Raw genomic sequence first — 25,352 nt, forward strand, 5'->3', positions numbered from 1 at the left:
CACGCCCTGGAACGGAGCCCGGCGACCACCCGTCGCCGGGCTCCGGCCGTTCACGGCACAGATCGTCCGCCGCAGGGGTCCCCATGACGCCGGCCCGGTACGGCCCTGGGCGAAGCATCCCTTTCAGCCAGGGCTGAAACCCTTTGCGGCCGGATGCGGACTACGACAAGATCCACCCGTCTACTTGCGATCTTCGGGCGTGGGTTCCTGAACGTTCCCGTCAGGTTCTCATGCCGCCCAGGGGGCGGGCGTCGCAGAAGGACCGGGTGAACCTCCATGACAGGCGCCGCAGCACTCGTTCCACCACGGGTGCCACCCGCCTCGGTCAAGGCCGCTTCCACACGTCCTTGACCCGTCGCCGCCCCCTCGCACACGGCGCACGCTCATGAAAGGAATCCATGAAGACGCGATTGTTCACCGTCGCGCTCGCGGGGCTCGCTCTGACGGCCTCGTTCACGCACCCGGCCCTCGCCCACGCTGAGCGGCCCTCCGCCGAGCAGCCCGCCGCCCAGACCGCCTCCGCCTCGCAGTGGCGCCCCTCCGAGCCGCCTACCTGGACGGAGTGCGGCACCACCCAGAAGGGTGAGTGCGCGACCCTGAAGGTGCCGATCGACTGGAAGAAGCCGAACGGGCCGACCCTGAACCTGGCGATCGGACGGCTCAAGGCGCTGAACCCCGCCAAGCGGATCGGCGTGCTGGTCGTCCACCCCGGCGGCCCCGGCGGCTCGGGCATCAACTCGCTCATCCTCAACCGCGGCATCCCGGACAGCGATCCCGTCCGCCAGTATTTCGACCTGGTCAGCCTCGACCCGCGCGGCGTCGGCCGCAGCACGCAGGCGGTGTGCAGCGAGGACCTGGTCGACCGCACACCGGTCACCTATCCGGCCAGCGAGGCCGAATACCGGTCGCTCCTGACGTTCAACGCGGACCTGTCCAGGGACTGCCGCGCGCGGACCGGCCCGCTGTTCGACCATGTGGACACCACCAGCGCGGCCCGCGACGTCGACGCGATCCGGATCGCGCTCGGCGAACGCAAGGTCAGCTTCTTCGCGATCTCCTACGGCACGCAGGTCGGCCAGCAGTACGCCGAGATGTTCCCCCAGAACATCCGGGCGATGGCGATCGACTCCAACATGGACCACAGCATCACCTCCGCGTGGCACTACCTGAAGACCACGACGGAGGACTTCGAGGGCAGCTTCCTCGAGTTCGCCGAGTGGTGCGGCGAGACCGCGGCCTGTGCGCTGCACGACGAGAAGGTCGTCGACGTGTGGGACGGCCTGCACACCAGGGCCACGGCCAGAGACCTCACCGACCCCGCCGACGGACACCTGATCTCCGCCGAGGAACTGCGGGTGGGGCTGTTCGACTACATGTACGCCCCGAGTGACTGGTTCGACGCCGCCGACTGGCTGAAGGCCCTCGCCGAGGGCGCCGCGCCGCCGCCCTCGTTCACCGCTAAGGCCGAAGCGGTCGCCAACCCCTACCCCGCCATCTGGTGCTCCGACTGGAAGTGGGACGTCACGAGCTTCGCCCAGCTCGACCAGTACCGGCGGCGCCTTGAGACGATCGCCCCCCACACGAAGCTCTCGCCGTTCTGGTCCGACGTGACGAGCTGCCTCAACTGGCAGGGCCCCGTCTCCAACCCGCAGCACCGACTCAGCATCGGTGACACCCCGCCCATCCTGGTGGCCACCGCCCGCCACGACGTCGGCACCCCGGCGGCCTGGAACCACGCGGCCGCGCAGCAGATCCCGCAGTCGGTCCTGCTGGAGTACGAGGGCGTCGGGCACGGCCAGTTCCGCAACAGCGTCTGCGCCCACGACACGATCGCGAACTATCTGATCGAGCTCAAGGTGCCGCAGCCCGGCACCCGCTGCGCTCCCGAGTACCCGACGGAGCCGTCCGCCGCGAGGAGGCCGGCGGAGAACCCGTCCCTCACCAGGACCGGCCGCCCGGTCCACGCCGACTGATCCACACCCCGGGGCAGCGTCCGCCTCCGCGGGCGCTGCCCTTTTCCATACCGAGCCGAACCGGTCGCTACCGGGCCGGGCCATGGACCTCGCGATCAGGTAGACGGAAGCCTTCGCCGGCGAGTGGGCACCGGTGGCGTAGGGCTCATGTCCTTCCTGCCCGTCCGGCTGGCTCCGGATGCCGCGGAGTCATCGCTTTCACTCGGTCGGCATCCGGGCCTGGTCCGCGTCTTCCGAACAGCCTCTTCACCTCCTTGCCGCCGGCATCTGGGCCGTCGAAAAGCCGGTCAGGCCAGCGCGTCGAGTGCGCCGCTCTTGACGGTGACGAGGAAGGCGTCCCACTCGGCTGGGGCGAAGGAGAGCACCGGACCGTCGGGGTCCTTGGAGTCACGGACCAGGAAGAGGCGGTCGGGCTGGGATCCAGCGGCCACCTCGACACAGTTTTGACCGCTACCGCTGAGAGAGCTTCTCCGCCATGCGGAGACCTCCACGCAGTCCTGTGCGGCACTCAAGGAACTCTTGCGCCAGACACCAACCTCAACACAGTTTGAACCGTTTCCGCTAAGACTGCTCTTGCGCCACGTAATGCGGGACACGTTCATCGATTCACCCTTCGATCGAGCGCAGGCTGTTCTCAGAAGGTCTTCTCCGCCATCTTTGAAATCAATGCTCTCGACTCATCGGGGCCGAGCGCCGCCGCTCGGAGGTGATCGAAAGCAAGCGTGTACCAGTACATTTCGACATCTTTCTCCACGTACAAGCTACTCGTCATGCTCTCGACGTACACCACGTCAGGATCGTAAGGTTCGCGGAACTCCATGATGGCGAACGTCCCAGAGGTGGCGGGATGAACTCCGGCGGTGAATGGAAGCACTTGGATCGTGACGTTGTCCTGCTCAGCAAGTTCAACGAGCTTGACATACTGATCATGCATGATCACCTCCGAGCCGATCTGCCGAGCGAGGACAGCCTCATCGATCACCGTCCAGAACCGGAGCGGGCTCTCCTCGCGCAGAAGAAGGTTCTGACGGGTCAGCCGGACCTCAACACGGCGTTCGACCTCCGCGGGCGGTGACAGAGCCATCAGAGCCGACCGGATCACTTCACGGGCGTAGTCCTCCGTTTGGAGCAGTCCATGGACGAGCATGCCGTCGAAACTACGGATGAATGCGGCTTCTGCTTCAAGCTGGATATAGGTCGCATAGTCGCTGGGCAACGAGTCCGTGTAGGCGTCCCACCATCCCTTGGTTCGTGCCGCTCGCGCCAACGCGTGCAAAGCGGTCCGCTTGGCGGGGTCCAGCTCGTACAGGTCCAGCAAGCGGGTGAGGTCAGGGGAGGTGATCCCGACACGGGCCGTCTCGATACGGGAGACCTTCGCTGTGGACCAGCCGACGCGTTCGGCCGCCTCCTCAAGAGTCAGAGCCTTGCGCTCCCTCAATTGAGGGCGTTGGGACTGCTCGGGCAGGTCGAGCTGCCCGCCGAGTTCGCCACCGTCCCCCGGATGCGCCGCTACGTCCGCGACCTGCTGGACGACACCGAGCACCCGCACACCGACGACGCCCTCCTCCTGGTCACCGAACTGGTGACGAACTCCGTACGGCACTCCGACTCGGGCCGCGTCCCCGGCGGCCGGGTCCTCGTCGCCGTCGCCAACCACTCTGGAACGCTCCACATCGACGTCATCGACGCCGGATCCGAGGGGTGCCGCCCCGCCCTGTGCTCGGACGCCGACGGCGACGGCAGCGGAGGGCGCGGCCTGTGGCTGGTCCAGGAGCTGGCCACCGCCTGGGGCTGGTACGAGACCGCCGCTGGCCGCATCGTCTGGTTCCAGCTCTCCGGCCGGAGTTCGTGAACCCGGCGTCCCGCTCATCGCCCGCATCGATGGCGAGCAATCCTCCATGGATGCGCCCGCGGAGGGTCTCCACCCTGGTCTCGCGGAGGTCCGGCCTCGGACGAGACGGACGAGCGACGCCTGGGGTCAGCCCTCGGCGACGGGAGCCGACGACCGGTCGGCGTCGCTGGTACGCAACGTGAGACCGCCACCGTTCGCGGGCCGGAACCCCAGCCCGTGCAGTTCGGGAACGTCGAGCGCGGTGACCACGTGCAGAGCACCGTTCTCGGTCACCATGCGGACCGCTGAACGCACCAACGCACCCCGTACCTCCGACGGGACGCCGGGCTTGGTGTGCACCAGGTCGAGACGTGCGGTGGCGCACCGCGCGTCCTCCCAGGACGCGACCACCTGGCCGACATAGGGTTCTCCACGGTCGTTGTCGACATGGGCCTGCAGCCAGCAGGCAAGCCTCGCCTCGGCGATCAGCCGCCGGGGTAGGCTCACGTCCATCCCCGCTCCGGCCAGCCAGGAGCCCACCTCGGACGCGGGCAGGGGAACCGACTCCTCCGGCGGCCCCCAGGTGACATGGGTCCGTCTCCGCCACGACCATGAGAAGGGCGGCCGCGAGGAGGAAGGCGCGCCGACGAGGGGAACCGAGTCGATGAAGTAACCGGCGGGGCAGACGTCCACGGCATCACGGGCGTCCAGCACGACATACCCGTCGCGGACCTTCCGGCGGCTCCGGAGGACCAATCCGGTCGCGAGGTTCTCCGAGAGGCCGGCCATGACGTCCGCGGCCCATTCGTACGCCGAGGTCACCGGTAAGCCGGTCCACGGACTCGTGGGCGTCGCCGGAAACGCGACCTCGACGGCGTACACGTTCGGATCCCGCCGCCAGCGGAAGACCACCAGCAGGTTGTCCGGCTCCATGACGACATCGAGGCCGGAGCACCCGTCCGTCATCGCGCTCATACCCGGCAGGCACGCCCTGACCGCTTCAAGGGCTTCCTCCCGGGACCACTCGACCGCCACGCGCCCAGGCTCCCACACCGGTGATGGATCATGGCGAAGATCTTCGGTGCGGTGGAGTCGCGCGGATCGGTGTCCGCCGATCCCGAGGAGGTGAGCGGCATGGTGCCTTCATGCCGCCAGTGATCCGGCTGCCGAGGATTGGGGCGCCACTCACGCGCTCACCGTACTGGCCGGTCATGTCCCGACGGAGAGCAGGTGCCGCTTGAGGGTGGAGGCGCCGCCGATGCGGCAGATAGTCGGAGAGCAGTGTCGTCGGTACAGGCCACGTGCTCGCGCATCAGCTCGTACAGGGCCAGCGCGGTGTCCACCGCTCCATAACCATCGTCGGCCGCTTCCTGCTGGGCGGCGTCCAGCGCGGTGACGATCTTCCTCATGGACAGCCGCTCGGTGAGCCGCTCCCTCTGCTCGGTCTCAGCGACACAACGGTCGTCGGCCAGTCCCCCCTGTCACGGTCCGGTTAATCCGATCACGCTTCGCGGCGCCCTGAACGGCTCGCGAAGGCAGACGAAATTCTCAAGGCCACAAGCGGATCGTGGCTGCGCCTGCGAGTGGACGACGTGTGGTGATCACGGAGCAGCACTTTCCCGATACCGAAAACAATCTTTACTTATCCCTTTGCTTTATGTGACGATAGCTTCGTTTTGATACATATGTTCGAAAGGTCGTGAGTGAAAACACGCCGATTAGCGTCTGGCTCATCCGCCCGGACGCACCACCGCGTTGCCCTGATCACAACGCTGATGCTGCCGCTCTCGCTCATGAGCGCGCCCGCGATCGCCCAGGGCCCCACGCCATCCCCCACCCCGGCCTCCGCATCGACGACACCACCAGGCGCCGCCTCAGATCCGACCCTCAAGAGCGCCTGGGACAAGGCCGTCAAGTCCGGCAAACCCGTCGAGGTTCCCTCCCGCTCCACCGAGACCATGAAGGTCTGGGCCGACCCCGACGGCAAGAACCTGCGTGCCGAGCTGCACACCCGGCCCGTCCAGTTGAAGAACCCCGACAGCGGCGTCTGGGAGCCCATCGACACCCGCATCGTGACCCGCGACGGCAAACTGCAAGCCGCCCGGGTCAAGACCCCGCTGACTTTCGGCGGACGCGGCACCAAGCACCTGGTGTCAGCGACCGGGGAAGAGGGCAAGAGCGGCTTGGGCGTGAGCCGGGCACTGCCGGAACCCAAGATCTCCGAAAATACGATCACCTACCCCGACGCCGTCGCACCAGGGGCGGACCTGGTGGTGCTGGCCTTGGCCGACGGGTTCGTCTCCCAGGTGGTCTTCCGACGCAAGCCGACCGGCCCAGTGACGGTGCGGCTGCCGCTCACGCTGCCCAAGGACACGAAGTTCGGCAAGAACGCCGAGGGGCAGCCGCAGCTGCAGGACGCCGAGGGACAGCCGAAGGCGGCGCCGATCGTGCTGACCGCGATGGACGCCAAGGTGGAGAATTCGCCTGAGAAGGGCAAGAGTTTCCCGGTCACCGCAAGCGTGGAACCCTCCGGCAAGACCCACGAGCTGGTGTTCACCCCAGATGCGACGTTCCTGGCCGACCCAGCGGTGACCTACCCGGTGACGATCGCGGCCGCCTCCGAATGGTTCGGCGGCGGCGTCCCCACCGACGCTTGGGTCAACAAGAACAGCCCCAGCGCCAACAACGCCTCGGCCGGATACCTGCGCGTGGGCACCACGCAGACCAGCGCCGACATCGCCCGCGTATACCTGAAGTTCAACACCACCGTCCCGGAGCTGGAGGGCGCCAGGGTCATCGACGCGGACCTGTATGTGTGGAACTACAAGTCCGGCGGGCCCAACAACCAGCTGTGTGGTGAGATCAGGTCGGGCATCGTGGCCTCCCGCGTTACCTCCCCGTGGACCCTCGATGGCACGTCGACCAACCTGAGCTGGAACAACCAGCCCTCCAACAACGGAGCCGAGGGCGGCAGCGGCAACGAGTACGGCTACAGCATCGACCCCAATGCCACTGGGTGGTGCGCCAAGGAAGAGGCGCTCGTCCACCGGATCTCCGGCATGGCCCGCGCCTGGATTGAAGAGGGCGTGCCCAACCACGGATTGCTGCTGCGGGCGGTCACTGAGAGCCCGGCGATCAACTGGCGCCAGTACTACGCCAGCGAATACGGCGGCAGCCCCTACCCGGGCTTCCGCCACCCGCCCACCCTTATGGTCGAGTACGAGCCCGCGACAGTCGAGCGGAGCGTCCTGCACTGGACGGAGAGCGGCGCTCCGAGGCGGTCCAAGCCCACGCCGGAAGAGGCGCTCGCGTTGGCCAGACAGGCTGACTCCTCCGTCATCGACCTCGGGCCCATGTCGGACGCGCTCGCCGAGAGGCTGGAGAGCAACGCGGCCACGCCGTACTTCGTGGGTCCAGAGAACCTGACGCCCCTGCCAGGCGAGGATTGGACCACGGACGTCGATCCGGAGATGGACGAATTCGACCCGGAGGTGAGCGCGGTCAGCCCTATGGAGGACTCGACCGACGCGTTGCCCTCCGCCAAGATCTCCGCGACGTTCAACGAGGCGGTCACCGACGCCGTCATCGCGGTCAAAGACGCCCAGGATGCGGTGGTCGAGGGCACCTCAATCATGGACGCTGGCAACAAGGTCCTGACGTTCACGCCAGGCCGACCGCTGACGCCAGGAGCCAAATACACCGCGCTGGTCAGTGGGGCTCGCGACGACTCCAACAATAAGATGGACCCCCACCCGTGGTCGTTCACGGTCAGCACGCTGGCCGCCCACTGGAAGCTCGACGAAGGTACAGGTTCCACCACGGCCGACTCGTCGGGCAACGGTCACAACGCGAGCCTGAACGACACGGCGGCGTGGATCGTGGGGAAAAACGGCAACGCGGTTTCCAACGTGCCGTCGCAGGCGCGGATCGCTGCCTCCCAGGCAGCGGCCAAGCAGGGTAAGGCCGTCGAAGTCGACGACGAGACGACCGCCACCAGCATTACCTACGCCCAGCCGGATGGGAAGAGTTTCAAGACCGAGATCACGGCCGGCCCGGTGCGGACCCGGCAGAACGACGCATGGGTGCCGATCAACACCACGCTGGCCGAGCAGGGTGGCAAGCTGTGGCCCAAGGCCCTTGCCGAAGGCGCGGCCGTGGAGATCTCCGGTGGTGGCACGGACCCCTTCGTGAAGATGACCGCCGATGGGAAATCCTACGCGCTGACGTGGCCGATCCCGCTGCCCAAGCCGACTATCAAGGACAATGTCGCTACCTACGCCGATGCCGCAGGCGTGGGCGCCGACTTAGTGGTGACGGCGTTGCCGACTGGGTTCCGGCATGACGTGGTGCTACACAAGCGACCCACCAAGCCGCTGGAGATCCGCATCGGTGTGCAGGCCGACGGTCTGACCCTGTCCGAGGGGAAAGACGGACGCCTGTTTCTTACCAAGGGTAAGGGCAAGAAGCTGATCGCCTCAGCGCCGCAGCCGGCCATGTGGGAGGCGAGCACCAAGGCTTCCCAGGCCAAGGATCGTCTGGCCAAGGGCGGCTCACCCAAGGCACGGCACGCCAAGGTCGCCACCGATGTGGTGGTCAAGGACGGCCGCACCGAGCTGGTGCTCAAGCCCGATCATGCGTTCCTGACCGACCCGGCCACCACGTACCCGGTGCGGGTAGATCCGACCACCACGCTGCCATTCAACAATGACGTGGAGGTCGCCGACAGCAGTGATGCCGAGTGGCCCGCCGATCCGACCGCCTGGTACCTGACGGCCGGACGCATGTACGGCTCGCTGTCACGGATCTACCTGCGCTTCGACACCGCCGGCCTGGCCGGGCAGACGGTGAGCGACGCCAGGCTGTCGCTGCTCAACATCGACGCCCAGGGCTGCGGCACCGCGGTCGGGCCGGGCCTTCAGGTGCGCCGAGTGACCGCGGCCTGGGATGAGAACAACCTGCACTGGAGCAACAAGCCCGCCGCGACCACAGAGGACGCCGTCACCAACACGACTGCCTTCGGGCAAAGCTGTACTCAGGGTGTGGCGCCGCTGGAGTGGAACATCACCGGCATCGCCCAGGATTGGGCGAACGGCTCGGCCAACCACGGGCTGATGCTGCGCCACCCGAACGAGGCCAACACCGCCGACAACTACCGGGTCTTCCCCTCAGCCGAGGAGACCTCCGACTTCAACCGGCCGCCGACGCTGACCATCACCACCTCCGGTCCGACCTCGGTTCCGCAGGTGAGCGGTCTAGCTATCACTCCAGCCCAGAGCACCGGTGGCAACACCACCGCCACCTCGCTCACCCCGCAACTGACCGCCACCGTCTCCGATGTCATCGGCGGCAATCTGACTGGTGAGTTCGAGATCGAGCACGATCCGGCCACTCCCGGCCAGGGCACCGGCCAGGTCTGGGCGGGTGCCTCGGCCGCAGTGGCCTCTGGTAGCCCGGTCACGGTCACCGTCCCGGCCGGGAAACTGACGGACGGGTGGAAGGTGCGCTGGCGGGCCCGGGCGGTTAACGCGGCCGCATCGAGCGCCTCGGCGTGGTCGGACTGGCAGCAGGCCACCGTGGACGTACCGAACCCGGCGGTCGGCTCTTTCCAGGTCACCCCCGCTCAGCAGGTGGACGGCGTCACCGTCACCACCAGCCTGACCCCGGCCTTGCACACCACGATCACCGACCCGGCCGGCCAGCCGCTACGGGCCGAGTTCGAACTCGAACACGACCCGGCCGTCCCCGGTCAGGGATCGGGGCGGGTCTGGACCGGTGCGGTCGACAACGTCGTCTCCGGCAACCAGGCCATCGTGACTGTTCCGGCGAACACGCTGACCGACGGGTGGAAGGTGCGCTGGCGGACTCGTGCGATAAACCCCGCCACCGCCCTAGGTTCGCCCTGGTCGGACTGGCAAACTCTCATCGTCGACGTGTCCGATCCGGTCTCCGAACCGGCTGTGGGTGCGTTGCAGGTCACCCCATCCCAGCAGGTGGACGGCACCACCGTCGCCCCCACTCGCACTCCCAGCCTACTGGCCCAGGTGAGCGACCCTGCCGGAGGCACACTGCGCGCCGAGGTCGAAGTCGAGCATGACCCGGCCGCACCTGCGGGGCAGGGCAGCGGTCAGATCTGGACCGGCAGCGCCGACAACGTCGCCTCCGGCACCCAGGCCAGCCTCACCGTCCCCGCCGGGAAGCTGACCGACGGGTGGAAGGTGCGCTGGCGGGTCCGCGCGGTCTCGGCCACCACCGCTTCCGCCTGGTCAGGCTGGCAGTCCTTCACCGTCAGTCTGCCCAAGCCCACCGCAACCGGCCTGACCATCACCCCGTTGAAGGTGGTAGACGGCGTCGCGGTGAGCACCACGCTCACTCCCACACTGCAAGCCACCGTCACCGACCCAACCGGCCAGGCACTACGGGCTGAAGCCGAGATCGAGCATGACCCGGCCGCACCTGCGGGGCAGGGCAGCGGTCAGATCTGGACCGGCAGCGCCGACAACGTCGTCTCCGGCACCCAGGCCAGCCTCACCGTCCCCGCCGGGAAGCTGACCGACGGGTGGAAGGTGCGCTGGCGGGTCCGCGCGGTCACCGAGCAGGCCTCCTCGACCTGGTCGGACTGGCAGCAGGTCACCGTCGACGTCGCCCAGCCCGGCGAAGAGCCCTTGGCTCAGACCGCCGGACCGGTCATCCGCACCGACCAGAGCTTCACCGTGGCCGCCTGGCTGCGCTGGAACGACAAGGACGGCACCTACAGCGTCGTCGAGCAGAAGGGCACCCACCAGGCTCCCTTCCGGCTGGGCAACGACCCTGAGCATGGGCTGGTGTTCACCTTCACCAGCGCTGACTCCGCCGATGCCACCGTCGAGGGCGTACGCTCCGGCGTGGAGCCCCCGGTGGGCGAGTGGTTCCACCTGGCCGGTGTCTACGACGCGGCCACCAAGACGGCCACGATCCATCTCAACGGCACTGCCATCGGTACGGCCACGCTCACCTTCCCCACCTGGGACGCCGCCCGGCTCATGACCGTGGGCAGCGCCATGGTGGGAAGCATCGACGAGGTCCGTGTTCACCTGAAGAACCTGACACCGGCGGAGATCACCGCTCTTCAGGCGCCGCAGTCCACACCGGCTCCGCTCGCCTCGCCACCGGCGAAGGCGTCCACGCTGGCGTCGGACGACTTCAAGTACGACCACATGTCCCTGGAGGACTGCGAGCGAGGCCGCGACCAGCGCACTGGCGGCTCCGACATCTGGAACGGAGGCGAAGGGTGGGACTCCATCGCGCCCTACAGCGGCTGCTGGAGCCGTCACCTCAGTTTCGCGATATACGAGCGAAGCACGAAGTACAACAAGCACTGCAAGTGCATGTTGACGACCACCGGGGTGGAGGACTACCTCAACTTCGACATGACCGTGGTCATGCACAGCTACCTCGGCTCCGCCGACGGGCTGAGCGTGATCGGCGGAGCGGGAACCAGCCTGTCACCCCGCGACATCAAGGTCTGGACCAGAGTCGACAACTTCTGGACGGCGGACGACGACTTCTGGAACATGTTGCTCGGCCTGGGCGGTACGGATCCTGATGACCTGTACCAGAGCTTCAAGTTGCAGGTGGACGTCGTCGGAGGCACCAATGACTGCGTCAAGGTGTTCTCCTCCGGAGACAACGGCGGCCTGACCCGCACCGGGAACGTGAAGAAGTGGATGGACGACGGAGACGACGTCTTCATCTTCCATTCGACCTTCGGCACGGGAAGGGCCAGCCGATGCTCGATCCGCCCCTGGATGGTCTACAACGACCCGGTGCACGCGGGAAACTGGGACAAGATCGCGGTCTCCGCGTGGGGTAAGCCCGAGAACGACAAGTCCGCGGGGGCGCCCACCGTTCGTTGCGACAGTCTCTCCATGGGTGCGAAGACGGCCACCTACCGAGGCGGATGTGTCTTCTACGGTTCGAGCCGGGTCTACGAGATGTCACGTCTCGACCTCGACAACGGAGCGGTCGCCCGTCATATCGAGCTGGCCTACACCCGTCCACAGGACACCGTGCCCTTCAAGACGGACGGGCCCAAGCATTTCCCCGGCAAGTGGCCGAGCGGGGAGGCGTTGTCCAGAATCACCAGCAAGGACCCACGGTACACGGCCAACCAGGACGCGAAGGACGAGGTCTGCGATGAGTTCTTCGATGATCGGCCGCGTAAGCTAACGGGCGAGAAGAACAAGACGAAATGGGAGCAGTGCGATGAGTTCCCGTTCGCCTCGACCAAGCAGGGCGCCGCGTTCGTCCATGACAGGTATGGGGCGAAGAACTTCTCGGTGAAGAGCATCCTGGGTAGCCAGAACACGAGCGCCGGCAGGCACTTGAATATCTTCTACGCCAGATATCGGGTGCTCGCCAACGACAAGTTCTGGGTGCATATCAAGTAGAAACGTGGGCCGCCGGCGCGGCGAAAGCCGTACCGGCGGCCTCTACCCGATTCGCGAGGAGAAAAAGTGAGAGATGAGGAGCGGCTGTGGCATCTCATCCGGTCCTACGGCATGGGCCAGGAGTTCCTGGGCCTATGGGTGGAGAACTGGGGAGTGCATGATACGGCGCGGCTCATGGGCGCGAATCTCGGGAGCGAAGTTCAGCTGAGCTGGGCGGAACTGGAGAAGCACGACTTCTCCGAAGACGAGGGCGCGGTATGGATCGGCCGGTTGAATGACCGATGGACCCAAGTGGTGCAGTACCACGGCGTTCAGGCCATCGACGCCCTCGACGAGCTGTCGATGGGCGGCCGGGCGCTTGGGCTGAGCCGGCATGTGAATGATCCCGGCACCCTTCTATACGCGGCCGACGGCAGCTACCTGACCGAGATGAGTATCACTCGGCCCAAGGCCCGTCGCGGCGGCGACCCGTACGCGCTCGACGCCTATGCGGAAGGGCTGCGGTTCGACTGGGCGGACACGAGCTGGCGAACCGATCCCGATCTGCTGCCCGGCTGGCTCGCCTACGAGGAGTGGTCGGAGACCCATGGGGAGGAGGACGAGGAGGACATGCCCGCCGAGTGGGAGGACTTCACCCAGCTGTCTCTGGACGGTTACAGCCCGTCCCTCGCGGAGTGCGTCACCTCCGCCTTCGTGCTCGTCGGCCGCGTCACCGGCACGGAGTTCGGACATGACTGGATGCGAGGCACCCATTCCTGCTACCTGATCGACGACTAGGAGGGGCCGTTTCGCGACACGCTCTCCTCTGAGATGTGGCCACCTACGCCTGCCACACCCGCGAGGTGTTCGAGCGTGAGCGCCGCTTCCTGATCGGGCATGGCATCCCCGCGTCATTCCTGCCGGACCAGATCGATGACGAGTACCGTGCCGCCTGATCCGAAGGCACAGCGACGGCCCCGCCTTCACGGGGAGCATTGTCCCCGCGCAGGCAGGAGCGACCCGCCAGATTCGTTCTTGTAGAGGATCGCGGCAACGACATCAGCAGCGGCAGGGATCACGCTCCTCCGACTGCGCTGTGATCGACCGGGAAAGCGCGAAGTCCGGGGTCCTGTCAGCTCCGGCAGTTCGGGGTGGCGCGGTAGTCTCGGCCGATGGCGAAGGTCTTGGTCACGGGCATGTCCGGCACCGGCAAGTCCACCGCGATGGAGATGCTGGCGGCCCGGGGCCATCGCGCCGTCGACACCGACAGCGGCCGGTGGAGCCACTGGGTGACCCTGCCGGACGGATCCACCGACTGGGCGTGGCGGGAGCCGGCCATCGACGACCTGCTCACCGGCCACCGCGAGGGCACCCTCTTCGTGGCCGGCTGCAAGACCAACCAGGGGCGGTTCTACCCGCGGTTCGACCACATCGTCCTGCTCAGCGCTCCCGCCGAGATCATGCTCGCGCGCATCGCGACGCGGACCAACAACCCCTTCGGCAAGCATCCTGAGGAGCGTGAGGCCATCCTGCGCGACCTGGCCGACGTGGAGCCGCTGCTCCGGGCTACCTGCACCGCCGAGATCGACGCTAGTGCGCCGATCGACAGGGTCGTCCAGCAGCTTGAGGCGCTGGCGCGGACGAGGCCGTGAGCGCGGCAGGATACGGCGTCAGGCCAGAGCCGCCCCTTCAGGTGCTCCTCGACCTCGCCCGAGTGCCCTCATAAGCGTCGATGGACGGATCTTCCAGCTACCGTCGGCCACTACGAACACGCTGTCGGTCGACCGGCTCCCCCGTTTTGACGGTCATTCCAGGAGAAGGGGAAGCGTGATCCGATCGGCCAGCCGGCCGCCCGTCAGGACACGTTCAGACGCGACGAAAAGTTGTACAACTACTTGTACAAGTGACTTTCCGTGGTGCTACGATCACGGCATGGCGAAGTTCGTACACGTGGAACCAATCTCCACCGCCCGCGCCCAGCTCAGCGAGACCATCGCCCGCATCGGCGAAGAGGGCCTCCAGGCCGAACCGGTCGTCATCGGTCGCCGTTACAAGCCCGAAGCCGTGATCATCAGCTTCGAACTCTATGAGAAGCTCGCGGATCTCATCGACGAGATCCAACTGGCCCCCCTTATCCGGGACCGCCTCGCGAACTCGACGGCCGAATCCGATCTGACCCTGGAGGAGGTGGCGGATTCCCTCGGAATAGACCTGGAGGAGCCTTGCGCCGCCCCTCCCCCCGGGAGGGAGTCAGCCGCATAACGCAATGCCCCAACATGACTTCGGAGAGTCATGAATCAGCTACTCTCCGGATCATGTCCCCCCGTGAACGCATCTTCGATGTCCGGCTGAGGCCCGAGGTCCATGACGACCTCAAGAACCTTCCGACACACCGCCTCCGAAGCATCGCGGTCCTTCGGATCCAGAACCTCATGTACGGAGAGGAACGCGGGAGAGAACTCATCGGCACGGCCGACCCTGATCTCACCGGATGCCGCCGCCTCTACTTCGACGAGATCCCCAGGCTCGCACGCTGGCGCATCGTCTACCGCGAATTACCTGCTCATCGCCCGCGAACGCTTCCTCTCATCCAGATCCTCGCCGTCGGTCCCCGAGCTCAGATGGACGTCTACGAGCGCGCGGCGCTTCGCCTCGGGCTGCTCACACCGGACGACATGAGTTGAGGGTGACACAGTACGCCGGGCCAGAAGTCGGCCTCGGTCGCTCCTCGGTCTCGTCGAGGGCCCCGGCCTCGACCGCCGATCGGTCCGGGACAGGTCAGGGTACGCGGGCGACGCCGCCGAGCCAGGACGGGCGGCTGAAGTCGGCGGGCGCCGCCTCCTCCTCCCGGTCGGGACGCCAGGCGTTGATGGGGACGACGCCGGGGTCGAGGAGTTCGAGGCCGTCGAAGAGCCCGAGGATCTCCTCCTGGCTGCGGAGGGTGATCCCGGTCGGTCCCGTCCGGGCGTAGACGTCCTGCGCCTCCTGGACGAGGTCGGGGCTGGTCTGCGCGGCGCAGAAGTGGGAGATGGCCACGTGGCTCCCGGAGGGCAGGCGGGCGGTGAGGTCGCGGACGATCCGCCCGGGGTCCTCCTCGTCCGTGATGAACGGGAGGATCGCCATCAGGAGCACGGCCACCGGCCGGTCGAAGTCGATGAAGGCGCGGACCTCGGGGTGGTCCACGATGCCGGCGGGGTCGCGCAGGTCCGCCTCGACGATCCGGGTGTGCCGGTCGTCCCGCAGCAGCGCGCGGGCGTGCACCAGCACCACCGGGTCGTTGTCGACGTACACCACGTGGGCGTCGGGCGTCACCTGCTGGGCCGCCTCGTGGACGTTCTCCTTGGTGGGGAGCCCGGTTCCGATGTCGAGGTACTGCCGCACCTCCATCCCGGCGAGCGTGCGGACCACGCGGCCGAGGAACGCCCGGTGCTCGCGGGCCAGCAGGCGCAGGTCGCCTCCCGCCTCGCGGGTGATGGCGATGATCTTCTCGGCGGCGTCCCGGTCGGCGGCGAAGTTGTCCTTGCCGCCGAGGAAGTAGTCGTACATGCGGGCCACGTTCGGTACGTGTGGCCTGAGCTCGTGTGACTCCTGTGCACGATGGTGCTCTGCCATGCCCAGATGATCTCCGAACCTGACCCACAAAGAGGGCAAGTCGGAATATCGTTTGCATTCTGTAGCAATCGCCTAGAAGGGTCCCGTCTCCCGGTAAGCCAGGAAAACGCGAAGCCCGGGGTCCCGCCGGTTCCGGCGGTAAGCCCGGGCTCACTTCCTCCCCCTGGCCGGGACGGCGTCAACGACCGTACCGCACCGTCACAGCCTCACGCGGGGCTACGGCGTCAGGCCCAGAGCTGGCCCTCCAGGCGTTCCTCGGCCTCGTCCAGGGTGCCCTCGTAGGCGCCGGTGGACAGGTACTTCCAGCCGCCGTCGGCCACCACGAACACGATGTCGGCCCGCTCCCCCGCCTTGACGGCCTTGGCGGCCATACCCAGCGCGGCGTGCAGGGCGGCGCCGGTGGAGACCCCGGCGAAGATGCCCTCGGTGGCCAGCAGCTCCCTGGTACGGCGCAGCGCGTCGCCGGAGGAGACCGAGTAGCGGGTGGTCAGCACCTCGGGGTCGTACAGCTCGGGGATGAAGCCCTCGTCGACGTTGCGCAGGCCGTACACCAGCTCGCCGTAGCGGGGCTCGGCGGCGACGATCCTGATGTCGGGGACGTGCTCGCGCAGGAAGCGGCCGACGCCCATGAGGGTGCCGGTGGTGCCCAGGCCCGCGACGAAGTGGGTGACGGACGGCAGGTCGGCGAGGATCTCCGGGCCGGTCGTCTCGTAGTGGGAGCGCCAGTTGGCCGGGTTGCCGTACTGGTAGAGCATCACCCAGTCGGGGTGCTCGGCGGCCAGGCCCTTGGCCACCCGGACCGCCTCGTTGGAGCCGCCGGCCGCCGGGGAGGAGATGATCTCCGCACCCCACATGCGCAGGAGCTGGCGGCGCTCCTCGGAGGTGTTCTCCGGCATCACGCAGATCAGCCGGTAGCCCTTGAGCCTGGCCGACATGGCCAGGGAGATGCCGGTGTTGCCGCTGGTGGGCTCCAGGATCGTGCAGCCGGGCTTGAGCAGCCCGTCCTTCTCGGCCTGCTCGATCATCCACAGCGCCGGGCGGTCCTTGATCGAACCGGTCGGGTTGCGGTCCTCCAGCTTGGCCCAGACCCGCACGTCCTCGGAAGGGGACAACCGGGGCAGGCCGACCAGCGGGGTGCGGCCGACGGAGTCGATCAGTGAGTCAAAGCGCATGGTGTGGCTTCCGCGTCGTCCTTCGTGGCGTCCCGGCGGCCGGCCGTACCCGGCCGCACGGCGGGACCTTCGTGGTGTTCCCGCGCCGGCCGTGCCCAGCCGCGCCGCAGGACCTTCGTGGTGTCCCGGCACCGGCCGTGCCCTGCGGCGCGGCGGGAGCCGGAAAGTGGCGCGTCACCGGCCCGCCGGAGGGCCGGTGACGGCGGAGGGCCTGGAAGAGCCCCGTCATGCGGACCCTCCGCCGGGGCGGGGATCCGCGAGGCAGGTCCTAGCGGGCGCCGCCGGCCACGGCGGGCAGCACGGTGACGGTGTCGCCGTCGGAGACCGGGGTCTCCAGACCGCCCAGGAAGCGGACGTCCTCATCGTTGAGGTAGACGTTCACGAAGCGGCGCAGCGCGCCCTTGTCGACCAGGCGGTCCCGCAGCCCGGGGTGCCGGGTCTCCAGGTCGCCGATCAGCTCCTCGAGCGTCGCGCCCTTGGCGTCGACGGCCTTGGCGCCGTCGGTGTAGGTGCGCAGGATGGTCGGAATGCGAACCTCGATGGCCATCGCGGGTCAATCTCCTTGTGTCGTCATGAGAGTGCTCGCCCCCCGGATCAGAACACCGGCGGGCACAGGGGGATTCCGGGCGGGGTTGCAGGGTTTTCCGGAAAGCCGTGGTTCAGCGACAGTCGTAGACGACGACGGTGGGAGTGTGCGCGAAGAGGTAGGTCTGCACGGGCGCCAGGCCCGTGTGCCGGGCCCGCGCGCAGGGACGTGACAGCATGTCGGTCCTCCTGGCTCGGGTCGATGGTCGGCGTGGTCAGTTTACCGAAAAGGAGGATTACGCCCTATGCCGGTGCCCGTCGGGAAGCGCCGGTCCGCGTTCCATGCGGTGAGCGGCAGGCACCGTACGGCCTCCTCTGCGATCCGCGCCCGTACGGCGGGCGCCCGCGGCGGCACGGCGGCGGTCACGCGGGGACGATCTTCACCTCTTCCTCCTCCACCACGCCGTCGATGATCCGGTAGGAGCGGAACTCCGCGTCCTCCCCCAGTTCCTCGCGGGTGGAGACCAGCACGTAGTGGGCGCCGGGCTCGGAGGCGTAGCTGATGTCGGTGCGCGAGGGGTACGCCTCGGTGGAGGTGTGGGAGTGGTAGATGACCACCGGCTCCTCGTCACGGTCGTCCATCTCCCGCCAGACGCGGAGCTGCTCCATCGAGTCGAAGCGGTAGAAGGTGGGCGACCGCTCGGCGTTCTCCATCGGGACGAACCGCTCGGGTGTGTCGGAACCGGCCGGACCGGCGATCACCCCGCACGCCTCGTCCGGGTGGTCGGCCCTGGCGTGGGCGATGATCCTGTCAGCCAGTTCCCGAGAGATCGTGAGCATGCCTGGAAGGTACCAGAGCGCCCCGGAGGACCCGCGTCGTGACCTGGGGTGGGAACCCGGGACGCCCGGACCCGCCCTGATGGGGAGACACCGTCACCCGGAATCCCCCGGGCAGGGGGAACGCCGTCACACGGGGCCGTCCGCGCCGAAGACGCAGCGCCGGGACGGGCCCCGGACCCGCCGGGGACGCCGCCGCCGGGACGCGCCCCGGATCCGGAGGCGGTCAGAGGGCGCGGACCAGGGTGTCCTGGAGGTAGGTCAGCCAGTCGTAGGTGACGTACGCCGGGTAGCGGGGGTCGTCCTCGGCGAGCTCGGCGAACTCCTCGTGGACGTCCTCGGTCACCTCCAGGCGGGTGCCGAGGGCCAGCCGTACGTCGTTGAGGGCGCGCAGCCACGAGTGGGCCTGCTCGCGGGTGAGCTCGACCCGGCCGGGCGCGGCGCTGTCGAGCACGGTCCGGGCGTCGGTCCGTTTGCCGTCGCGCAGGGTGGCCTCGGTGTAGCGGCGGAAGTCCGCGGCGGCCTCCCGGTCGTCCTCGTACGCCGAGGGGAACAACCGGGCCAGCACCGGGTCGCCGGACGGCTCGGACGGCGTGGAGGGCCCGATGCCGAGGGCGCGTTCCAGGGGGTCGTCACCGGTCTCGGGCGGTTCGATCAGGTCGAGGATCTGGGCCGCGAGCGAGCGGAGGATCGAGACCTCGGCGTCCTCGAAGACGGCGATCACCCCGCCCTCGTGTCCTCGCCTGAATCCCGAACTCACCGGCCGCCTGCCTTCACTCGCCTGTCCTCACTCGTCCGCCGTCGCCCGCCGCCGGAACGGCCCCGCGACGAACCTCGCCGCCGGAAAGGTCCCACGACGGACCCCGCCGCCGCACGGCCCCGTGACGGGTCGCCGGGAGAACCCGGCTCCGAAGGGACCTCCACGGCGCGGCTCACGAGTCGTGCTGCACCGTGGCCCACAGGCCGTAGGAGTGCATGATCTGCGCGTCGCGTTCCATCTCCTCGCGGGTGCCGCTGGAGACCACGGCCCTGCCCTTCTGGTGCACGTCGAGCATGAGCTTCTCGGCCTTCTCCCGCGAGTAGCCGAAGACGGTCTGGAAGACGTACGTGACGTAGGACATGAGGTTGACCGGGTCGTTCCAGACGACGGTGACCCATGGCAGGTCTGGCCGGACGTCCGTCTCCGGACGCTCGACCTCCATCGGAGCGATGCCACCCACAGGAACAGTCTGCCCTACCGTCCCCATAGTCTTCGAATCGTGAGTACTTCCACGAGCACCGCGCTGCTGACCGACCACTACGAGCTGACGATGCTGCAGGCGGCGCTGCGCAGCGGGGCGGCGTCCCGCCACGCGGTGTTCGAGGTCTTCGCCCGGCAGCTGCCCGGCGGGCGGCGGTACGGCGTGGTGTCCGGGATCGGCCGGGTGCTCGACGCGGTGGAGGATTTCCGGTTCGGCGACGAGGAGCTCGCGTTCCTCCGTGACGGCGAGGTGGTGGACGAGCCGACCCTCGACTTCCTGGCGGGCTACCGCTTCTCCGGCGACGTGTACGGCTACCGCGAGGGCGAGTGCTACTTCCCCGGCTCCCCCATCATGACCGTGGAGGGCACGTTCGCCGAGGCCGTGCTGCTGGAGACGGTGATCCTTTCGGTCCTCAACCACGACTGCGCGATCGCCACCGCCGCCGCCCGGATGGTCCACGCCGCGGCCGGGAGGCCGATCATCGAGATGGGCTCGCGCCGTACCCACGAGAGGTCCGCGGTCGCCGCCGCGCGCGCCGCCTACCTCAGCGGCTTCTCCTTCACCTCCAACCTGATGGCCGGCCACCTGTACGGCGTGCCGACCGCCGGGACGGCGGCCCACTCGTTCACGCTGCTCCACGACTCCGAGCGGGACGCCTTCCAGGCGCAGATCGTCTCGCTCGGCGCGGGCACCACGCTGCTGGTGGACACCTACGACGTCGCCGAGGCGGTGCGGACCGGCGTGGAGCTGGCCGGTCCCGAACTGGGCGCGGTGCGGCTCGACTCCGGCGACCTGTGCGAGGTCGCGACGGAGGTCCGCGCACAGCTCGACGCGCTGGGCGCGCACAAGACCCGGATCATCGTCACCAGCGACCTCGACGAGTACGCCATCGCGTCGCTGGCCTCGGCCCCGGTGGACGGCTACGGCGTCGGCACGTCCCTGGTCACCGGCTCGGGGGTGCCGACGGCCGCGATGGTGTACAAGCTCGTCGCCCGCGAGGACGCCTCCGGGGTACTCGCGCCGGTGGCCAAGAAGTCGGTGGGCAAGCCCAGCCGCGGGGGCCGCAAGCGCGCCTTCCGGCGGCTCGACGCCTCCGGTACGGCGGACGCCGAGCTGGTCTTCACCTCCGGGGAGGCCGGGGACGCCGGGCCGCTCCGGGATCCGGACGCCGGGCCGCTCCAGGTGCCGGGCGCCCGGCCGCTCCAGGTGCCGCTGGTGCGCGGCGGCGAGGTCGTCGGCCGCGAGAGCCTGGAGGCGTCGCGTGCCTGGCACCGCGAGGCGCTGGCGGAGCTGCCCTCGGACGCCCACCATCTCTCCCGGGGAGACGCGGTCCTTCCGACCGTGTTTGACTAGCTTCGTGACGAATGCACTGATCATCGTCGATGTCCAGAACGACTTCTGCGAGGGCGGCAGCCTCGCGGTGAGCGGCGGGGCGGAGGTGGCCGCCGCCGTCTCGCGGCACGCCGCCGCCCACCGCTACGACCACGTGGTGGCCACCCGTGACTTCCACGTGGACCCCGGCCCGCACTTCGCCGCCGAGCCCGACTACGTCGACTCCTGGCCCGCGCACTGCGTCGCCGGGACGCCGGGGGCGGAGTTCCACCCGGCCCTCGACGACTCCCTCGCCGAGGAGGTGTTCAGCAAGGGCGCCCACGCCGCCGCCTACAGCGGCTTCGAGGGGGCCGCGCCCGACGGCACCCCCCTGGGCCGCTGGCTCGCCGACCGCGGTGTGGACTCGGTGGACGTGGTCGGCATCGCCACCGACCACTGCGTGCGCGCCACGGCGCTGGACGCGGCGGCCGGCGGGCTGGCCGTACGGGTGCTGCTCGACCTGACCGCGGGGGTGGCCCGGCCGACCACCGAGCGGGCGCTGGCCGAGCTGCGCGCCGCGGGGGTCGAGCTCAGCGGCGAGCCGGTGGTCGGCGCCTGAGCGGCGGGGCGTCCGCCGGACAGGCGCGCCCGTTTCGGGGACCGGTCCCGCACCCGGACGGCACGATCGCTCCCGGGGTGACGCCCCGATGACCGGAGGCCGGTCCCGCGCCCGAACGGCGCGGCCGTTCCCCGGGTCCCCGGGGGCGAAGGCCCCGGTGATCCGTTCGTAAAGGACGGTCACGGAACGTCCAAGGCCGACACCACCGGCCGTGGCAGGAGTATCACGGAGAGCGGAAACGCTCTTCGATCTCACGGTGGTGTCCGCCCATGCTGCTGCTCGGTGTCTCCTGGCTGGTCCTGGCCCCCCTGTCCCTGTGGCTGCTGGTGCGCGGCCGGGGCTCGGCCCGGGCGGGGGCGGTGTGCGCGCTGGCCGGGCTGGAGGCGGTCACCGTCTGGGTCAACGGCGGCGGCCCGGGGGCGGCCGTGCCCCGGGGCACCGTGGCCGTGGCGGCGGCCGGGCACGCGATCGCCCCGGGCACGGCCGGGCACGCGGGGGTCCACCTCCGGACGGCCGGGCCGGCGCGACCCACCGCACCCTGCGCCGCCCGGCCCGTCGTGCCGGAGCGCGCGGCGCTGGTCCGCCGCGCGGGCGAGCCGCGGGCGCTGCGGCTGTTCTGGCCGGCCACGGCGGACGAGTGCGGCACCGCCACCGTTCTCCTGCGCCGGGAGGGCCGGGAAGGACGCGAGGTGCGGATCTGGCTGAACGAGGGCGCCCTGGAGCACCGTCCGGCCCGAGCCAGGACCGTCCCGGTGGCCGTGTCGGACGGCGTCGCCTCCGTGCGGGCGCGCCTGGCCCCGCCGCCGGTCCGGGGCAGGCTGCGGACGGTGGACGGCCGCAGCGGCCTCCTCATCGCCCTCGACCGGGCCTGACCGCCGCCGAAACCGGGACCAGGTGAGCCTCCAGGTGAGCCTGGACCGGGGCGGGTCCGGCGTCAGGGCGGGCCCACCCCGGGAAAGCCGGGGCGGAGGGTCAGCGGCGCTGGGTGGCCCACTGGCGGATCCGGTCGATCCGCTCCTGGACCTGCTCGGCCGTGGCCTGCGCGATGGCCGGGCCGCCACAGGCCCGGCGCAGCTCCGCGTGGATGACGCCGTGCGGCTGGCCGGTGCGGTGGTTCCACGCCCCCACCAGGCCGTTGAGCTCGCGGCGCAGCTCGGCGATCCGCTCGTGCGGGGCGAGCTCCGTCTCCTTGGGCTCGGGGGCCTTGCGCTGGGCCCTGAGCTGGTCGGACTGGCGCTTGCTCAGCAGGGTCCGCACCTGGTCGGGCTCCAGCAGGCCGGGCAGGCCGAGGAAGTCCTCCTCCTCGGGCGAGCCGGGCTCGGCGGCGGTGCCGAACTCGCCGCCGTCGAACAGCACCCGGTCGAAGGTGGCGACCGCCTCCAGGGTCTCGAACGGCAGCTCGTCGCCGATGACGTCAGGATTGTCCTTCGTACGCTGGGCGTCCTCCAGCAGGAAGTCGTCGAGCCCCTCCTCGGCCGGTCTGCGGTCGAGGACGTGGTCGCGCTCGGCCTCCATCTCCCCGGCCAGGCCCATCAGCGTGGGCACCGAGGGCAGGAACACCGACGCGGTCTCCCCCCGCTTCCTCGCCCGGACGAAACGGCCGACGGCCTGGGCGAAGAACAGCGGGGTCGAGGTGCTGGTGGCGTACACCCCGACCGCCAGCCGGGGGATGTCGACGCCCTCGGAGACCATCCGGACCGCGACCAGCCAGCGGTCCTGCGAGGCGGAGAACATCTTGATCTTCTTGGACGCGTCGGGGTCGTCGGACAGCACGACCGTGGCGCCCTCGCCGGTGATCGAGCGGATGTGCCGGGCGTAGGCGCGGGCCGTCTCGTGGTCGGTGGCGATCACCAGGCCGCCCGCGTCGGGGACGCCCCGGCGCACCTCGGTCAGCCGCCGGTCGGCCGCGTGGAGCACCTGCCGGATCCAGTCGCCCTTGGGGTCGAGCGCGGCCTTCCACGCCTGGCCGAGCTGGTCCTTGGTGAGCGGGGTGCCGAGCGTCGCGGCGATCTCGTCGCCGGCGCGGGTCCGCCAGCGCATCTCGCCGGAGTAGGCAAGGAAGATCACCGGGCGGACCACGCCGTCGGCCAGCGCCGGGCCGTAGCCGTAGGAGTAGTCGGAGACGCTGCGCCGGATGCCCTCGCCGTCCTCGGCGTAGGTGACGAACGGGATGGGGTTGACGTCGGACCGGAACGGCGTGCCGGTCAGCGCCAGACGCCGCGCGGCCGGCTCGAACGCCTCGCGCACGCCGTCGCCCCAGGACTTCGCGTCGCCCGCGTGGTGGATCTCGTCGAAGATGAGAAGGGTCTTGCGGGCCTCGGTGCGCGCGCGGTGCAGCGCCGGGTGCATCGAGACCTGCGCGTAGGTGACGGCCACCCCGACGTAGTCGCGTGAGGTCGCGCCCTGGCTGTTCTTGAACTCGGGGTCGATGGCGATGCCGACCCGGCCTGCGGCGTCCGCCCACTGTCTCTTGAGGTGCTCGGTGGGTGTGACGATCGTCACAGCCTTGATGATCCCCCGCGACAGCAGGTCGCTCGCGATGCGCAGCGCGAAGGTGGTCTTGCCGGCGCCGGGCGTGGCGACCGCGAGGAAGTCACGCGGCGCGCGGCGGCAGTAGAGGTCGAACGCCTCCTGCTGCCAGGCACGGAGCTTCGGCGCGGTGCCCCAGGCTGCGCGGTCGGGGTACGAGGGGGACAGGTGGGATGCGGCGGAAGTGCTCACAGTGTCACCAGCGTAATCTGAGTCGCCGACAGGACGTGCCGATCCGGTGAGATGCTCGCCAATATCGCCTCCGGGTGCTAAAGGGCTCCGGACACCGTACGGTGCCGCCCCCTAGCGGATCCCGGCCACCACCGTGTCGATCTCGGCACGGGTCCGGGGGTCGTCCGGCTGTGCGGCGGCGAGCACGACGACCGGTGGTCCCGTCCGGCCGGTGAGGAACATCACACGCAGGTAGGCCGGGCGGTTGACCACGTCCCTGTACTCCGCCCGCAGGGTGCGGCTGTAGCCCGTCCTCCCGCCGACGGTGACCCCCCGGTCCTCGGTGACCTTCACCTCGTCGCCGTGCAGCAGCAGCCTGCCGTACAGGTCGGCGAGCCGGACCGTCTCCTTGCGCGCGTCGGTCACCGGATCGGCGGGCCTGGTCAGCACGGTCACCAGCCCGTCCCGGCCGGCCACGGAGGTGAACCCGGTGACCGGCGGCGGGCCGCCCGTCCGCCAGCCCTCGGGCAGCGGGTAGCGCACTCCGGCGGCGGGGTCGCTCACCGCGGCGGGTCCCGAGGACGACGGCAGGGTCCGCAGCAGGAGTGCGGCCCCCCAGGCGACGGCCCCGCCGGCGACCAGCACGGCCAGCAGCACGAGCAGGACGCGGCGCAGCGGGCCGGGGACGCGGGCCTGGGCGGGGGCGGCGGGCGCGCCGTACAGGCGGGCCGACGGTGGCAGGTCGTCCTCGCGCGGCACTCCTGCGGGCCCGCCGTACCAGCGGGCCGGGGAGGGGAGGTCGTCCTCCTTGGGCTCTCCCGCGTGCCGTGCCCGGCGGGGCCGGGCGGGCGGAGGCGGAGGCGCGGGCTCCTCGGCGATGCGGGCGCGCTCCCCGGCGAACCGGGCGTCCCCGGGCCGGGCCCGCTCCCCGGCGAACCGGGCGTCCCCGGGCCGGGCCCGCTCCTCGGGCCGCCGGGACCGTTCCCTTCCCGGCGGGGTCCGCTCATCGGCCCGACGGGACCGTCCTTCCCCGGGCCGGGCGCGGTGCTGGCCCCGCCGCCCGCGCTCCTCCGGCGGCCACACCCGGCTGTCGCCTCCGGAGCCCTCGGAGCCCCCAGAGTCCTCA

General features: G+C 69.5%; 23 protein-coding genes. 11 read left to right on the forward strand and 12 right to left on the reverse strand.

Going from position 1 to position 25,352, the window contains the following annotated elements:
• Positions 1-398 precede the first annotated feature (398 nt).
• On the forward strand, positions 399-1,973 hold the full coding sequence (locus ACZ6W9_RS18035; protein WP_389964787.1) for an alpha/beta fold hydrolase: 1,575 nt from the start codon (positions 399-401) through the stop codon (positions 1,971-1,973).
• 287 nt (positions 1,974-2,260) lie between these two features.
• On the opposite strand, the gene ACZ6W9_RS18040 is transcribed toward ACZ6W9_RS18035, so the two are convergent.
• Together ACZ6W9_RS18040 and ACZ6W9_RS18045 are read right to left on the reverse strand one after the other, a co-directional pair.
• A complete protein-coding gene (locus tag ACZ6W9_RS18040) occupies positions 2,261-2,575 on the reverse strand; it encodes a DUF397 domain-containing protein (protein ID WP_470118693.1) in 315 nt (104 codons plus the stop codon).
• Positions 2,576-2,607: 32 nt separating this feature from the next.
• Positions 2,608-3,411: a helix-turn-helix domain-containing protein gene (locus tag ACZ6W9_RS18045; protein WP_470118695.1), complete on the reverse strand. Its 804-nt coding sequence runs from the start codon at positions 3,409-3,411 to the stop codon at positions 2,608-2,610.
• On the opposite strand from ACZ6W9_RS18045, the gene ACZ6W9_RS18050 reads away from it, so the two are divergent.
• Positions 3,412-3,825 carry an ATP-binding protein gene (locus tag ACZ6W9_RS18050; RefSeq protein ID WP_389964778.1) on the forward strand — a complete coding sequence of 138 codons (414 nt, stop codon included), beginning with the start codon at positions 3,412-3,414 and terminating at the stop codon, positions 3,823-3,825.
• Positions 3,826-3,951: 126 nt separating this feature from the next.
• Here ACZ6W9_RS18050 and ACZ6W9_RS18055 read toward each other — a convergent pair whose 3' ends face one another.
• On the reverse strand, positions 3,952-4,779 hold the full coding sequence (locus tag ACZ6W9_RS18055; RefSeq protein ID WP_389964775.1) for a hypothetical protein: 828 nt from the start codon (positions 4,777-4,779) through the stop codon (positions 3,952-3,954).
• Between the two features lie 218 nt (positions 4,780-4,997).
• Complete coding sequence (locus tag ACZ6W9_RS18060) at positions 4,998-5,213, reverse strand: hypothetical protein (protein ID WP_470118698.1); 216 nt, start codon at positions 5,211-5,213, stop codon at positions 4,998-5,000.
• A gap of 366 nt (positions 5,214-5,579) precedes the next feature.
• Between ACZ6W9_RS18060 and ACZ6W9_RS18065 the strand changes: the two genes are divergently transcribed.
• From ACZ6W9_RS18065 to ACZ6W9_RS18090, 6 genes are all read left to right on the forward strand, one after another.
• Positions 5,580-12,230, forward strand: coding sequence for a DNRLRE domain-containing protein (locus ACZ6W9_RS18065; RefSeq protein ID WP_470118700.1), 6,651 nt, complete (start codon positions 5,580-5,582; stop codon positions 12,228-12,230).
• A 66-nt stretch (positions 12,231-12,296) separates the two neighbouring features.
• A complete protein-coding gene (locus ACZ6W9_RS18070) occupies positions 12,297-13,007 on the forward strand; it encodes a DUF6461 domain-containing protein (RefSeq protein WP_389964769.1) in 711 nt (236 codons plus the stop codon).
• A gap of 35 nt (positions 13,008-13,042) precedes the next feature.
• Positions 13,043-13,165: a hypothetical protein gene (locus ACZ6W9_RS18075; RefSeq protein WP_362930548.1), complete on the forward strand. Its 123-nt coding sequence runs from the start codon at positions 13,043-13,045 to the stop codon at positions 13,163-13,165.
• Between the two features lie 216 nt (positions 13,166-13,381).
• A complete protein-coding gene (locus ACZ6W9_RS18080) occupies positions 13,382-13,861 on the forward strand; it encodes an AAA family ATPase (protein WP_389964766.1) in 480 nt (159 codons plus the stop codon).
• Positions 13,862-14,141: 280 nt separating this feature from the next.
• Positions 14,142-14,471: a type II toxin-antitoxin system Phd/YefM family antitoxin gene (locus ACZ6W9_RS18085; protein ID WP_362930544.1), complete on the forward strand. Its 330-nt coding sequence runs from the start codon at positions 14,142-14,144 to the stop codon at positions 14,469-14,471.
• A 53-nt stretch (positions 14,472-14,524) separates the two neighbouring features.
• Entirely contained in the window at positions 14,525-14,893 is a 369-nt protein-coding gene (locus ACZ6W9_RS18090) for a hypothetical protein (RefSeq protein WP_389964763.1), read from the forward strand.
• A 94-nt stretch (positions 14,894-14,987) separates the two neighbouring features.
• Here ACZ6W9_RS18090 and ACZ6W9_RS18095 read toward each other — a convergent pair whose 3' ends face one another.
• The 6 genes from ACZ6W9_RS18095 to clpS all read right to left on the reverse strand — a co-directional run bounded on the left by ACZ6W9_RS18095 (position 14,988) and on the right by clpS (position 19,557).
• Positions 14,988-15,821, reverse strand: a complete 834-nt coding sequence (locus tag ACZ6W9_RS18095) for an SAM-dependent methyltransferase (protein ID WP_470118703.1) — start codon at positions 15,819-15,821, stop codon at positions 14,988-14,990.
• A gap of 224 nt (positions 15,822-16,045) precedes the next feature.
• The gene (locus ACZ6W9_RS18100) at positions 16,046-16,993 is read right to left on the reverse strand and encodes a PLP-dependent cysteine synthase family protein (protein ID WP_389964757.1); all 948 of its coding nucleotides are present in this window, start codon (positions 16,991-16,993) and stop codon (positions 16,046-16,048) included.
• A 268-nt stretch (positions 16,994-17,261) separates the two neighbouring features.
• Complete coding sequence (locus tag ACZ6W9_RS18105; protein ID WP_179819177.1) at positions 17,262-17,540, reverse strand: MoaD/ThiS family protein; 279 nt, start codon at positions 17,538-17,540, stop codon at positions 17,262-17,264.
• 401 nt (positions 17,541-17,941) lie between these two features.
• A complete protein-coding gene (locus ACZ6W9_RS18110) occupies positions 17,942-18,358 on the reverse strand; it encodes a M67 family metallopeptidase (protein ID WP_362930534.1) in 417 nt (138 codons plus the stop codon).
• Positions 18,359-18,581: 223 nt separating this feature from the next.
• Positions 18,582-19,115 carry a DUF2017 domain-containing protein gene (locus ACZ6W9_RS18115; protein WP_389964752.1) on the reverse strand — a complete coding sequence of 178 codons (534 nt, stop codon included), beginning with the start codon at positions 19,113-19,115 and terminating at the stop codon, positions 18,582-18,584.
• 172 nt (positions 19,116-19,287) lie between these two features.
• Positions 19,288-19,557 carry an ATP-dependent Clp protease adapter ClpS gene (gene clpS / locus ACZ6W9_RS18120; protein ID WP_389965193.1) on the reverse strand — a complete coding sequence of 90 codons (270 nt, stop codon included), beginning with the start codon at positions 19,555-19,557 and terminating at the stop codon, positions 19,288-19,290.
• A gap of 108 nt (positions 19,558-19,665) precedes the next feature.
• Between clpS and ACZ6W9_RS18125 the strand changes: the two genes are divergently transcribed.
• From ACZ6W9_RS18125 to ACZ6W9_RS18135, 3 genes are all read left to right on the forward strand, one after another.
• Positions 19,666-20,949, forward strand: coding sequence for a nicotinate phosphoribosyltransferase (locus ACZ6W9_RS18125; protein WP_389965190.1), 1,284 nt, complete (start codon positions 19,666-19,668; stop codon positions 20,947-20,949).
• A gap of 4 nt (positions 20,950-20,953) precedes the next feature.
• Positions 20,954-21,526, forward strand: a complete 573-nt coding sequence (locus tag ACZ6W9_RS18130) for an isochorismatase family protein (protein ID WP_389964749.1) — start codon at positions 20,954-20,956, stop codon at positions 21,524-21,526.
• A 269-nt stretch (positions 21,527-21,795) separates the two neighbouring features.
• A complete protein-coding gene (locus tag ACZ6W9_RS18135; RefSeq protein WP_470118707.1) occupies positions 21,796-22,398 on the forward strand; it encodes a hypothetical protein in 603 nt (200 codons plus the stop codon).
• Between the two features lie 100 nt (positions 22,399-22,498).
• On the opposite strand, the gene ACZ6W9_RS18140 is transcribed toward ACZ6W9_RS18135, so the two are convergent.
• Together ACZ6W9_RS18140 and ACZ6W9_RS18145 are read right to left on the reverse strand one after the other, a co-directional pair.
• Positions 22,499-24,247, reverse strand: a complete 1,749-nt coding sequence (locus tag ACZ6W9_RS18140) for a DEAD/DEAH box helicase (protein WP_389964743.1) — start codon at positions 24,245-24,247, stop codon at positions 22,499-22,501.
• Between the two features lie 111 nt (positions 24,248-24,358).
• On the reverse strand, positions 24,359-25,309 hold the full coding sequence (locus tag ACZ6W9_RS18145; protein ID WP_470118709.1) for a hypothetical protein: 951 nt from the start codon (positions 25,307-25,309) through the stop codon (positions 24,359-24,361).
• Positions 25,310-25,352 lie beyond the last annotated feature (43 nt).

This window comes from Streptosporangium sp. NPDC053982 (assembly GCF_055585205.1).

Excerpts from the sequence above, each read along its gene's own strand:
- ACZ6W9_RS18110 (WP_362930534.1), bottom strand. The coding sequence starts at position 18,358 with ATGCTCACGATCTCTCGGGAACTGGCTGACAGGATCATCGCCCACGCC.
- ACZ6W9_RS18095 (WP_470118703.1), bottom strand. The coding sequence starts at position 15,821 with ATGGCAGAGCACCATCGTGCACAGGAGTCACACGAGCTCAGGCCACAC.
- ACZ6W9_RS18060 (WP_470118698.1), bottom strand. The coding sequence starts at position 5,213 with ATGAGGAAGATCGTCACCGCGCTGGACGCCGCCCAGCAGGAAGCGGCC.
- ACZ6W9_RS18100 (WP_389964757.1), bottom strand. The coding sequence starts at position 16,993 with ATGCGCTTTGACTCACTGATCGACTCCGTCGGCCGCACCCCGCTGGTC.
- ACZ6W9_RS18125 (WP_389965190.1), top strand. The coding sequence starts at position 19,666 with ATGCTGCAGGCGGCGCTGCGCAGCGGGGCGGCGTCCCGCCACGCGGTG.
- ACZ6W9_RS18035 (WP_389964787.1), top strand. The coding sequence starts at position 399 with ATGAAGACGCGATTGTTCACCGTCGCGCTCGCGGGGCTCGCTCTGACG.
- ACZ6W9_RS18105 (WP_179819177.1), bottom strand. The coding sequence starts at position 17,540 with ATGGCCATCGAGGTTCGCATTCCGACCATCCTGCGCACCTACACCGAC.
- ACZ6W9_RS18040 (WP_470118693.1), bottom strand. The coding sequence starts at position 2,575 with ATGAACGTGTCCCGCATTACGTGGCGCAAGAGCAGTCTTAGCGGAAAC.
- ACZ6W9_RS18135 (WP_470118707.1), top strand. The coding sequence starts at position 21,796 with ATGCTGCTGCTCGGTGTCTCCTGGCTGGTCCTGGCCCCCCTGTCCCTG.
- ACZ6W9_RS18090 (WP_389964763.1), top strand. The coding sequence starts at position 14,525 with ATGTCCCCCCGTGAACGCATCTTCGATGTCCGGCTGAGGCCCGAGGTC.
- clpS (WP_389965193.1), bottom strand. The coding sequence starts at position 19,557 with ATGGAGGTCGAGCGTCCGGAGACGGACGTCCGGCCAGACCTGCCATGG.
- ACZ6W9_RS18085 (WP_362930544.1), top strand. The coding sequence starts at position 14,142 with ATGGCGAAGTTCGTACACGTGGAACCAATCTCCACCGCCCGCGCCCAG.
- ACZ6W9_RS18065 (WP_470118700.1), top strand. The coding sequence starts at position 5,580 with ATGCTGCCGCTCTCGCTCATGAGCGCGCCCGCGATCGCCCAGGGCCCC.
- ACZ6W9_RS18055 (WP_389964775.1), bottom strand. The coding sequence starts at position 4,779 with ATGAGCGCGATGACGGACGGGTGCTCCGGCCTCGATGTCGTCATGGAG.
- ACZ6W9_RS18080 (WP_389964766.1), top strand. The coding sequence starts at position 13,382 with ATGGCGAAGGTCTTGGTCACGGGCATGTCCGGCACCGGCAAGTCCACC.